The following is an 11491-nucleotide window of genomic DNA, read 5'->3' on the forward strand; positions in this document are numbered from 1 at the left end:
TTTTTGTGTCAAGACTAAAAAAAAATACCGCAAACCTTTTCGTGTTGAAAACTTATTGATTTATAGGGTAATAATCGTGAAATTTTGCTCAAGTGGTTTTAATTGCGACTCTATTTTTTGAAGTAAAATAGGACCATATTCTTCATAAAATTCTGCAAAATTAGTATGGCGTTCTTGTAAACCTTGGTTGGGGAATAATTCGTTTTGAAGTACGATGATGCGATCGAGTTGGTTGGCATACTTTTTTCTCTCCGCTTTGAGTAGTCGTTTTTCAAGATTTTCTAAACCTTTTATTTGTTTGATTTCTTGCGCTTTAACGGCACCCGAAAAGGATTTATCGGTTTGAGTAGCTATGGTATTTAGTTTTTCGAATTGTTTTCGAATCGTTTCTTTTTGCTCCGAAAAGTCAAGTGTAAATTGTGATAGTTCTTGCGTTTTTTTATTGAATAGGGTTTGTTGGTTCTTGAACAAATCTAACCAAGTAAGTGCCAGTTTATCTGCTTTTTGGATTTGTTTTTCGGTGGCTAAGAGTACTGAATTTCGCACTAATAGTATGGGAAAAGTAATATTATTGGCTTCAAAATTTGATTTAAGTTGTAACCAATAAGCAATTTCACCACCACCACCGATGTAACACAAATTAGGGAGAATAACCTCTTCATATAAAGGTCGCAGGATGACATTGGGACTAAATTTTTCTGGATTTTGATCTAGTACTGTGAGCAGTTCTTCTTTTGTAAATGCTAAATTAGTGTTGTTTATTTTATAGCTATTGTCCTCAAAAATTATCCGTTCTCGCAACTCATCTTCAATATAAAAAAGATTGATTTCTCTGGGATTTACTTGAATACCGTAGCCATTTAGATTGGCGTTGGTTTTATTGACAGTTTCAAAGGAAGTTTTGTTTACTATTTCTTCTTTGACATAAGGAACAAAAAGTTTTTTTAAGCACACATCATCACCATCGAGAATTACTAACCCTTTTTTGCCAAAAAGTTCGTTTGCTAAATAACGGGTTGCTGCAGCCAAGTTGTCGTGTTGCAAATACGATTTTTCAAATAGGTTTTTCAAATAGGTCGCATTATCACTAATGCCTAATTCAGAACTGAAAGTATCCAATACAGTTTCTAATCCATTAGTAGCAAGTCTTCCAACTGGACCAGCACTGTTTGTGTGCCAATTGATTTTTACGTTTTTATAATTAAAATAATTAATCTCTTCAAAATCGTGGTCTTCTGTAGCCATCCAGTAAACAGGCACAAAGTTATACTCAGGATACGTTTTTTCTAACTCTTGACAAAGATTGAGGGTAGAAACAATTTTATATAAAAAATAGAGCGGACCCGTAAATAGATTTAATTGATGTCCGGTAGTTACTGTAAATGTTTTTGTATCCGCGAGTAGTTTAATGTTCTCTTTGGTTGCATTTGAAATTTCAAACCCTTGATATTGTTTTTCTAGGGCATCCACAAGAATAGTTCTGTTCGCGATGGGATAGTTTTTTTCTTTTTCGTGTATTTGATTTTTAAAATTGGTAATCGTTGGAAAGCGATTGTACAAAGTTTTTAACGCTGGTTTTTCATCTAAATAATCGACAATTAATTTTGAAAAATATCCTGAATTTTGGTAGCTTATACAATCGGTTGGCATTTGAAATTTAGATTAGGGATTGGTTATTAAGCTACCGTACAAATACTCATCGCCTAGATAAAAATCACTAAGTCCTTTTTTCAAAGTTACTTTTTTGAGAAGAATGGTATGTATAAAGCTATTTCCAGATTGTGTCGTAGTCACTTCTATTATGCCACTAACTCCAGCCACACCATTAATTGCATTCCATTCTTGGTTCACTACAGGTAGTACTGGTGTTGGCGTTGTACAGAAGTACGAAGTACTAATAGTATTAGAAAAAAGTTTGTATGTTAACTTGTTGTCGTTACTAATTAGTGCTGTTCTTGGTGTTGTGGTTGCCACATTTTCAAAAAGTGAGCCGAAGTCGTCAATATCTAAAATAAATGCCTCGCCGCCGTTAAAGTCAAAGATGCGATTATCACAAGTACTCTTTTCCAATTCTTCATCGAAACCAAAAGCCAAAGCACTTACTGGGATGGTATAGTCTCCAAAAACAAATTCGCTTTCTACTTGTAGACCACTCGGTTTTTGCCAAGTGATGTTTCTAAAAACGATATTGTGTTTATAACCTGTAATTCTGGTGGCATTAGTGGTAGTGTTGACGTTTTTTACAGCAGTGGTGGTAATTTCTATAGTTCCCGATGTGGCAGTCCATTCTTCCGTTACGATTGGAGTTGCAAGAGGTACTTCAAGACAAATGTTGTTGGAGCTAACCGTTCCGTTGTATTGTCGGTAAGTAACTTTAATAGTTTCACTTAATGGCACTAGTGTTGGTTCATCCTCTGGTGTGATATCACTTTCAAATTCTGAGGATGGTATCTCCAACAGCAGCATTTCAGTATCTTTTAATTTTAATATGATCTCTTTTTGGGGGCATTTTTGGGCATTCACTTCAGAAAAGTCTATAGTTTCTACAGTTAAATCGCCATCGTCACAAGCAGCGGTAATAAAAAACAGCAATAGCATTAAAAAAATTGGTTTCATCTGTTCATTTTTAAGCAAAAATAACTTTTTTACGCTATAAAATTTATCTTTTATCATTTAATTAGGATTGTACTTTTATATTTGCATTATGCAAAAAGTATATCTCGATAATGCCGCTACAACAGCCATTCGTCAGGAAGTTATTGACGAGATGGTTCAAATTATGCAACAAGATTATGGAAATCCCTCGTCCACACACAGCGTTGGTAGAAGTGCCAAAGCGGTTATTGAAACAGGACGAAAAACAATTGCAAAATGCTTGAATTGTAAATCGCAGGAAATACTATTCACCTGTAGCGCAACTGAGGCTACCAATTGGATATTGCGAAGTGCTGTGAAAGACTATGGTGTAAAAAGAATTATTACTTCCAAAGTAGAACATCATGCTACTTTGTATACGGTATTGGCTTTACAAGAAGAATTTGGTATTCAAGTGGACTATGTTGGTGTTTTACCAAATGGAACTCTGGATTATGCCCAATTAGACTTATTACTGGTTGCTGAGGTTATTACCTTAGTTTCGTTGATGCACGTGAATAACGAAACGGGCGTTGTAAATGACATCAACCGAATAGGAGCGATGTGTCATCAGAACAAGGCGTTGTTTCATTGCGATACAGTTCAGTCTGTTGGAAAAACAGAAATCGATTTACAAGAAATCCCTATTGACTTTATAGTGGCTAGCGCTCATAAATTTCACGGACCTAAAGGCGTTGGTTTTGCTTTTGTGCGGAAAAGTTTGGTGTTGCAACCTATGTTATTTGGAGGCGAACAAGAGAAAGGTTGGCGCGCCGGAACTGAAGCCGTCCATCAAATTGCTGGAATGGCTAAAGCTTTGGAATTGTCCTATGAAAATATAAATGAAGAAAGGGATTATATTGCTGATTTGAAAAGTTATTGTTTGCAACAGCTTCAAGCTGCTTTCCCTGAAGCCAGAGAAAACGCTTCGACTACTTTTTATAATATATTGAATGTGTTGTTGCCTTTTTCGGAGGATAAAACGACCATGATATTATTCAATCTTGATATGAAAGGCATTGCGGTTTCTAGAGGAAGTGCTTGCCAAAGCGGTAGTTTAAAACCATCACATGTGTTAGCCGAAATGCTTTCGGAAGATGATTTGAAAAAACCAAGTTTGCGTATTTCGTTTTGTCATTATAATACCAAAGCGGATATTGATTACTTGGTGGAAGTGTTGAAAGAGATTTAAAAACTATGGTTTTACCACGAATTATGTGGGTAAAACCAAATAGATTATTTTAAGAAACATTGAACACAAATTTTTAAACCATTAAGCGAATTAAGCAAATTAAGACTTAATGAAACTAAAATTACTTAATGGTTTATAATGTGAAATATAATGTTGTAGCAATCAACCCAACCGACTCGTGGTAGAACAAAAACTATTATTTCTTAGCGGCTTTCTTTTTTTCTTTTTCTTGTTTTTTGAAATATCCTCTGAACAAAAAGTTATGTTTCAATGCTTCCATGTTTTCATTTAATTTTTTACTGGCTTCCTTGATGTTGGTCATTGTTGAGTCTATTTGTTTTACCAGTTTTGGGTCATTGGACAAATAATTGATAGCGCCTTTTCCCTCTTTAACGTTTACAATCGTTGCGTTTAGATTGGTTACCATTTTGTTGATTTCTTTACTAGATTGGTCGAGATTGGCTACTACATTTTTTATTTTATTGGCGATTGCGGTGTCTTTTAAAACGCCAATAACATTGTCTTTATTATTGAGAGCGGTAATTTGATTGTTTAGATTATCGAAGGTTTGAGTTGATATTTGTGTAGTGGTTTTTAAATTGTTTATGGTCTCTTTTAAATCGTTTGCCATGGCTTCGTCTCTTAGTAAAACCCCAAAGGTTCCTTTACCCGTATTGATGTCGTTGGTTATTTTGAGTAAGTCAGCGGTGAGCTTTGCGGCGTTTTGATTTGTGATATTTAAGGTGCTCAACATGTCATCGGTTCGCACTCTTTTTGCCGCAGTAATGACATCGCCAGCTTGAACTTGTGGTTGATTTCCTTTTCCTGGCATAATATTGATAATTACACTTCCCACTAAACCATCAGAACCAATAGACGCAACAGCATCTTTTTTGATGTATGGAAAATAGGATTGGTCAATCTGCATTTCTACGTTTATGGTAGTGTCATTTATTATTTCGATACCTCGAACTGTACCCACGTTTATTCCTGAAAACCGCACATTGTTGCCCAATTGCAGTCCGCCAACGTTATTGAAAACAGCGATTAAATGTTCTGTTTTTCCAAACATTTGTTGTTTGCTTCCAATAAAATAGACCGCAATCACAAAGAATGACAATCCAATTATGACAAATAATCCCAAACGAATTTTTTCTGATGCTGTTTTTTCCATTAGTAGTATTTATTTAAAAAAGGCCTTAATTTTTGGATCTTCAGAAGTTGATAGTTCTCCGAAAGTTCCTTCGGCATAGTTAATAGTATCGATTAATAAAATCATTCTGTTTGAAATTACTCGGGCACAATCAACGTCGTGAGTAATGATGATAGAGGATGTGTTGTACTTTTTTTGCACAGACATCATGAGTAAAATAATCTCTTTGGAAGTAATTGGATCCAATCCTGTTGTGGGTTCGTCGTAGAGAATGATTTTGGGTTGCAAAATTAATGTTCTGGCCAAAGCTATTCTTCTTTTCATTCCGCCGGAGAGTTCGCTTGGCATTAAATCAATTGCGTGAGCCAAACCCACACTTTCGAGTACTTCCATCACCATTGGCGTTGTGTCTTTTATAATCCCAAACTTTTTGGTGTGACGACGTAGTGGGAATTCTAAATTTTCTCTCACCGACATTGAGTCGTATAATGCGCTTCCTTGGAAGAGAAAACCAATTTCTGTTCTCAGTTCGTCTAGTTCTTCATGTTCTAATGTGTTAATGTTTTTGCCCATCACGATTATCGTTCCGCTATCAGGTTCTTCCAATCCGATGAGACATTTTATCATGACTGATTTACCAGAACCAGATTTGCCCATAATTACCAGATTTTCTCCTTCATACAATTCCATGTTAAATCCGCCCAGTACACGATTATCGCCAAAGCTTTTTTTCAAGTCTTTGATTTCAATAATGGGATTAGATTTATTATAATTTTTACTCATACAATCATCCGTAAAAAATATTGGTAACAAAAACAGCGATAAAATCGATTATAAAAAGCAGCATTGAGGTATAAACGACGGCGGAATTAGCGGCTAAACCCACGCCTGCAGTTCCTTTTTTGCAGTTATAACCTTTGTAACAACCTACTAAACCAATAGCAAAACCAAAGAAAAATGTTTTTATAGTTGTAGGGATTAAGTCGCTAAAAACTAAGGCGTCAAAAACTTGGTTGAAATAGAGTAAAAACGAAACATTCCCTTTAATATTTTCTACTATAGCTGATCCAAATATAGCGACAGCATCACCAAAAAAAACTAAAATGGGAAGCATAAAAGTGGTGGCTAAAATTCTTGTAACTATTAAGTATTTAAAAGGATTAGTTCCTGAAACTTCCATGGCATCAATTTGCTCTGTAACTCGCATTGAACCCAATTCAGCACCTATTCCAGAGCCAATTCTACCGGCACAAATCAAGGCGGTTATTATGGGTCCCATTTCTCTGATTATAGTAATACTCACCATGGATGGCATCCAAGAAACAGCACCAAACTTAAGAAGCGTAGGTCTTGATTGTAAGGTGAAAACTAGTCCGATTATAAACCCAGTAACACTAACCAGCAATAAAGACTTATTGCCCATGTTGTAACATTGCTTCAGAAATTCTTTACCCTCAAACGGTGGTTTTACAACTTCTTTAAAAAATCGTGCGGTAAAATAGGCAATGTCTCCTGTCTCTTCTAAAAAAGTTTTGAAAGATTGTATGATCGCGGAATTGGTATACATAAGGAAATATTTAACTACTGTCCTTACCAAATATAAGTAATTTTACCGAGAAAAGCTATCTTTATTACCAAAAAAAAGCCGAAACACAAGTTTCGGCTTAAATAATTTTCTTGATAACTCTCAATCGGTGTGTATGTCGATTTTGCTCTGCATTATAAATTCCTAAATGGTCCAATCTATCAATTCTAACTTTTCCGCTGGCATGAATGATATGATTGTTTTCCATAATGATACCCACATGAATAATTTTACCTTCCTCGTTGTCAAAGAAAGCCAAATCACCTGGCTCACTTTCTTCAATGAAACTCAACGCTTCTCCTTGTGTGGATTGTTGCGAGGCATCGCGGAGCAAATGGTATCCGTTTAATTTATACACCATTTGGGTCAATCCCGAACAATCAATGCCAAAAGGTGTCTTTCCACCCCAAAGATAGGGTGCGTTTAAATACATGAAAGCGGTGGAAATCAAACTGGATTTTGGTTTGACACCACTGGTTTTCATCCCTTCAAATTCAAAATTATCGACATTAACTTCACTGTGATTTAAAAAGGATAGTGATGCGCCTAGTGTAATTGGGATTAGGATATTATCAGAATTCGTTATATGTTCTACTAAATCATTATTTAAAATTATGGCGTCTTTAGATAACTCAGTAAAGTTTTTTTCAGAGATAATTTGATACTGTTTTGAATCTACCCAACCTTCATAATCGTCGTATTGTAATTTGATTTTTGACCATTGCTTCTGTGTTTCTAAAATTTCAAAGTGTTCGCCAAACAATACTTGCGAAACGATTTCGCTTCGGTCCGTTGGCTCTGCTCGCAAAGGAATTATGGCTAGATTACAAATGGCAAACATTCAATATTAGATTTCAAATATTAGATTTCAGATAATAGATTTCAGATAATAGATTTCAGATTTATATTTTTTAATCTTACATCTTATTTCTAAAATCATACTTCATTAGATTCTTTCAATAACAATTGCAGAAGCGCCACCACCACCATTGCAGATAGCCGCAGCACCAATTTTTGCGTTATTTTGCTCTAAAACGTTAATCAGAGTAACTACAATTCTTGCTCCAGAACAGCCTAACGGATGTCCTAAAGAAACGGCGCCACCATTCACATTAACCTTATTATTATCTAGCCCAAGAATTTTAGCGTTGGCTAACCCAACTACTGAAAAAGCTTCGTTGAATTCAAAATAGTCAACATCGGATAATGCTATTCCTGCTTTGTCAAGCGCTTTAGGTAATGCTTTTGCTGGTGCAGTAGTAAACCATTTTGGCTCTTGAGCAGCATCTGCGTAGGATTTGATATACGCTAATGGCTTTAATCCTAAAGAAATAGCTTTCTCTTCACTCATTAATACTAGTGCAGCCGCACCATCATTTATAGTAGATGCGTTGGCCGCTGTTACCGTTCCGTCTTTGGTAAAAACCGCATTTAATGTGGGGATTTTATCTAATTTAACATTGGTGAATTCTTCATCTTTCGCAAAAATTATCGGTTCACCACGTCTTTGAGGAATAGTTACAGGAACGACTTCATTGTTGAATTTCCCTTCGTTCCAAGCTTTTGCTGAACGTTCATAGGATTGAATGGCAAATGCATCTTGTTCTTCGCGAGATATTTTATATTCAGTAGCGCACAAATCAGCACAAACTCCCATTGCGGTATTATCATAAGCATCTAGTAAACCATCTTTTTGCATTCCGTCAACGAGAGAAGTGGGTCCAAATTTTACACCGTTTCTCAAGTGGACATAATGAGGAATTAAACTCATGTTTTCCATGCCACCAGCAACAACGATTTGGGCATCACCAGACATAATAGCTTGTGCACCCTGCATAATGGCTTTCATACCAGAAGCGCAAACTTTGTTAACAGTGGTTGTAGGGACTGTACTGGGCAATCCTGCAAAAATTGCGGCTTGTGTGGCTGGTGCTTGACCTACGCCTGCTTGTACAACATTACCCATCAAAACTTCATCAACCAAGTTAGGGTCAAGATTAATTTTGTCAAGCGCTCCTTTTATAGCTATGGCTCCCAGATGAGGAGCTGTAATTGTTGATAAACTACCCATAAAACTTCCGATAGGCGTTCTCACAGCGGCCACTATCACAACTTTTGTATTCATTTGCGTAAATTGTTTGTTTGTACTGCAAAGCTAAACTTTTTATCTTAAAATGATTTATTGCGATAGATATAATTCAATGATTGTGATGCTATCCTATGGGTGCTATTTTTCTAGTTTGTTGAAAATTAAGTTATTCACAGTTTATTTCCCCATTTAATTAAAAAAAGAAATGAAATAGTTGTAAATTATAGAATGTTAAATTACATTTGCAACCGCTTTAAGAAAATGTTCTTTTTGTTTATTGAAATTGTAGGAGAGGTGCCGGAGTGGTAACGGAGCAGATTGCTAATCTGTCGACGGGTAACCGTCGCCAGGGTTCGAGTCCCTGTCTCTCCGCTGATAGGTTGAATTGTAGCCTAGCTATTGCGTCCCGATTGAAAGTCGGGAAGGTCGCAATTGATAAGTACATTGGGTAGCACGGAGCCCAGTTATGTTGTCCTGATGAGAAGTCGGTAAGGGCACAAGTAACGAAATACGGGGTGTAGCGTAGCCCGGTTATCGCGCCTGCTTTGGGAGCAGGAGGCCGCAGGTTCGAATCCTGCCACCCCGACATTTAATAGTTTTTAATTAAAACTTTTTTGGTTCCATAGCTCAGCTGGATAGAGCATCCCGATTGAAAATCGGGAAGGTCGAAGGTTAAGTTTTAAGGAATTTTAATGTTAACGGCGAAGAATAGTAGCTTAATTTGCGAAAAGAAAATGGTTCCATAGCTCAGCCGGATAGAGCATCCCGATTGAAAATCGGGAAGGTCGAAGGTTAAGTTTTAAGGAATTTTAATGTTAACGGCGAAGAATAGTAGCTTAATTTGCTAAAAGAAAATGGTTCCATAGCTCAGCCGGATAGAGCATCCCGATTGAAAATCGGGAAGGTCGAAGGTTAAGTTTTAAGGAATTTTAATGTTAACGGTGAAGAATAGTAGCTTAATTTGCTAATAGAAAATGGTTCCATAGCTCAGCTGGATAGAGCAACTGCCTTCTAAGCAGTAGGTCGAAGGTTCGAATCCTTCTGGGATCACAGAATAGAGTCGCTATGTTTAGCGGCTTTTTTTGTTTCTAGGGGTTTTGGTAGCTTTGATTTAATAGTTTATTTCGTCACTTTCGTACCTGTATCATGGATTGTAAATTTGTTATGAGTCTTGGTTTGTATAGTCTCACTGTCGATTAAATCAGTACTCGTTCAGACCATGAAAAACATTCACACCGGGGCGGTAATCCCTCTATCAAATATACTAAAATAGTGTTAGAAAACCAGCCTGTAAGTTTGCTTTGTTGTTATTTGAAATTATATCCGCGTGAAGTGATTAGTGCGTTATGGTCGCAAAGATGAAAGTGTTCAAAAACCTAAGGATTTTCAGTTATTGGAATACAAATAAAATTCTTTTATTCTGTAAATTCTTTTGCACCCGTTCTTCAAAGAAGATATTTTTCAATAATGCATTTTAGTACTACAGTTTTTTACTAAGCTTTACATCATGTTACTTTAGTGCTGTAACATTATATTCAATATCCTTCAAATTAAATTTCCCGTAAACAAATTTTCCATCAGGGTAATGCCAGATAGCTTCGCCATACGTCATTATGTTTAGACCATTTTTATTTTTATAATTACGCACAGGTGTTGAAAATGGATAATTATTTACGTCTCTATCTTTGGAAATGAAATCAATTAATTGCCCTTCATCATTGAAGTATAAAATGGCCGTTATTTTGTTACTCTGATTTGTAAAAGTGGCTTTCGCCGAATTACTGTCAATAGCTTGCCACGTAATTCGTTTGTCAATTAAGGTAGCAGGTGCCATCAAACACATATCATTAAAAAGGGTCACAGTTTCCGCTTGGTTCATCTCTTTTCCTGCTTTTTTTACAATAGGGAAGAATCCAAAAAGTCTTATATCCATCAAAGCGGAGGCATTATTGTATTTGTGATAACCGGGCACAGTAAAGCCCTTAATTTTTGCTTTCATAAAAAACAAACGGGTAGGTTCGTCAAAAGAATTATACTGTTCGCAAGTAAACGGAAAAAAATCTTTTCCTTTTTCTCTCATTTGTCCTTCAAATACAATCCGCATGTTATGAGGTTTTGGCTTGTTTACCACACCCGAATACTTTATATAGCGCTGCACCGGTTCAGGCAAGGGAAGTAAATCTTGTTCAGTAAGTAATTCTGTTGGCAACTTCGAAGTGCGCTGCAGATTTTCTTTTACGTCTTTTTGATAGCTTTTTTCAAAACTATAGCTTCCATAGTTTAATAATAGCGCACAAAAAATAATTAGGTTGGCTAGGGTTCCAAATTTCGCATCGTTCCAAACAGTGAAAATTAGTATTTGCGAAATGATAACTGCTGTTGTCCCAACTATCCACCATTCTTCTTTTTTCAGAAAAAATAAAATGGCTGCTGTTAGAAATAGTATAAAGGCTGTCAGCCAAAAAACACCCATCGGTTTAGAAATTTCTTTGGATAGTTGCGTAAAAGTACCCAGGTCAAAAGCTTTTGTAAAACCCATCAAGTGAATAAATCCGTGCAGAACGAGTAGTATTAGAAGAAATATTCGCATAGTTATTTAGTTTTAACTTTTGCAGGGAGTGTCATTTATAGTTACCATTTATCTCAGACCATGAAAAAATATCCACACCCGAGCGATAGCGAACTGACGAAGAAATCCTTCTATCAAATATACTAAAAATACTCGCAGGAAAAACAGCCTATAAGTTTGTTTTGTTGTTATTTTTTTTTTGAAACCACGCGAAGGGATTTGGGTGGTAGTGGGGAGTCTTTGTGGAGCTGGCTTTGGTTGGCTGCATT

Annotated in this window: 9 protein-coding genes and 3 tRNA genes; 4 read left to right on the plus strand and 8 right to left on the minus strand. The window is 36.2% G+C overall.

Translation table 11 applies throughout. The features are described 5' to 3' along the window. Positions 1–60 precede the first annotated feature (60 nt). Together bshC and WFZ85_RS10755 are read right to left on the minus strand one after the other, a co-directional pair. The gene (gene bshC, locus WFZ85_RS10750) at positions 61–1650 is read right to left on the minus strand and encodes a bacillithiol biosynthesis cysteine-adding enzyme BshC (protein WP_342696298.1); all 1590 of its coding nucleotides are present in this window, start codon (positions 1648–1650) and stop codon (positions 61–63) included. Positions 1651–1662: 12 nt separating this feature from the next. Continuing rightward, positions 1663–2616, minus strand: coding sequence for a hypothetical protein (locus tag WFZ85_RS10755; protein ID WP_342696299.1), 954 nt, complete (start codon positions 2614–2616; stop codon positions 1663–1665). 88 nt (positions 2617–2704) lie between these two features. On the opposite strand from WFZ85_RS10755, the gene WFZ85_RS10760 reads away from it, so the two are divergent. Beyond that, positions 2705–3826, plus strand: a complete 1122-nt coding sequence (locus WFZ85_RS10760) for a cysteine desulfurase family protein (RefSeq protein WP_342696300.1) — start codon at positions 2705–2707, stop codon at positions 3824–3826. A 196-nt stretch (positions 3827–4022) separates the two neighbouring features. Here the strand turns inward: WFZ85_RS10760 and WFZ85_RS10765 are convergent, their stop codons facing one another. From WFZ85_RS10765 to WFZ85_RS10785, 5 genes are all read right to left on the minus strand, one after another. Next, positions 4023–5000: an MlaD family protein gene (locus WFZ85_RS10765; protein ID WP_342696301.1), complete on the minus strand. Its 978-nt coding sequence runs from the start codon at positions 4998–5000 to the stop codon at positions 4023–4025. A 9-nt stretch (positions 5001–5009) separates the two neighbouring features. Further along, entirely contained in the window at positions 5010–5762 is a 753-nt protein-coding gene (locus WFZ85_RS10770; protein ID WP_342696302.1) for an ABC transporter ATP-binding protein, read from the minus strand. A gap of 4 nt (positions 5763–5766) precedes the next feature. Beyond that, positions 5767–6546, minus strand: coding sequence for an MlaE family ABC transporter permease (locus WFZ85_RS10775; RefSeq protein WP_342696303.1), 780 nt, complete (start codon positions 6544–6546; stop codon positions 5767–5769). A gap of 97 nt (positions 6547–6643) precedes the next feature. Then, positions 6644–7405 (minus strand): C40 family peptidase, encoded by a 762-nt coding sequence (locus tag WFZ85_RS10780; protein WP_342696304.1) that lies wholly within the window; start codon positions 7403–7405, stop codon positions 6644–6646. A 105-nt stretch (positions 7406–7510) separates the two neighbouring features. Beyond that, entirely contained in the window at positions 7511–8689 is a 1179-nt protein-coding gene (locus WFZ85_RS10785; protein WP_342696305.1) for an acetyl-CoA C-acyltransferase, read from the minus strand. A gap of 252 nt (positions 8690–8941) precedes the next feature. On the opposite strand from WFZ85_RS10785, the gene WFZ85_RS10790 reads away from it, so the two are divergent. From WFZ85_RS10790 to WFZ85_RS10800, 3 genes are all read left to right on the plus strand, one after another. Further along, positions 8942–9025: transfer RNA gene (locus tag WFZ85_RS10790), tRNA-Ser, on the plus strand. Between the two features lie 139 nt (positions 9026–9164). Next, positions 9165–9239 (plus strand) — tRNA-Pro (locus tag WFZ85_RS10795). Between the two features lie 390 nt (positions 9240–9629). Beyond that, positions 9630–9703 (plus strand) — tRNA-Arg (locus WFZ85_RS10800). Positions 9704–10163: 460 nt separating this feature from the next. Here WFZ85_RS10800 and WFZ85_RS10805 read toward each other — a convergent pair. Further along, positions 10164–11243, minus strand: a complete 1080-nt coding sequence (locus tag WFZ85_RS10805) for a DUF6544 family protein (RefSeq protein ID WP_342696306.1) — start codon at positions 11241–11243, stop codon at positions 10164–10166. Between the last annotated feature and the right edge of the window lie 248 nt (positions 11244–11491).

The organism is Flavobacterium aureirubrum, from assembly GCF_038739835.1.
Taxonomy (GTDB): Bacteria; Bacteroidota; Bacteroidia; order Flavobacteriales; family Flavobacteriaceae; genus Flavobacterium; species Flavobacterium aureirubrum.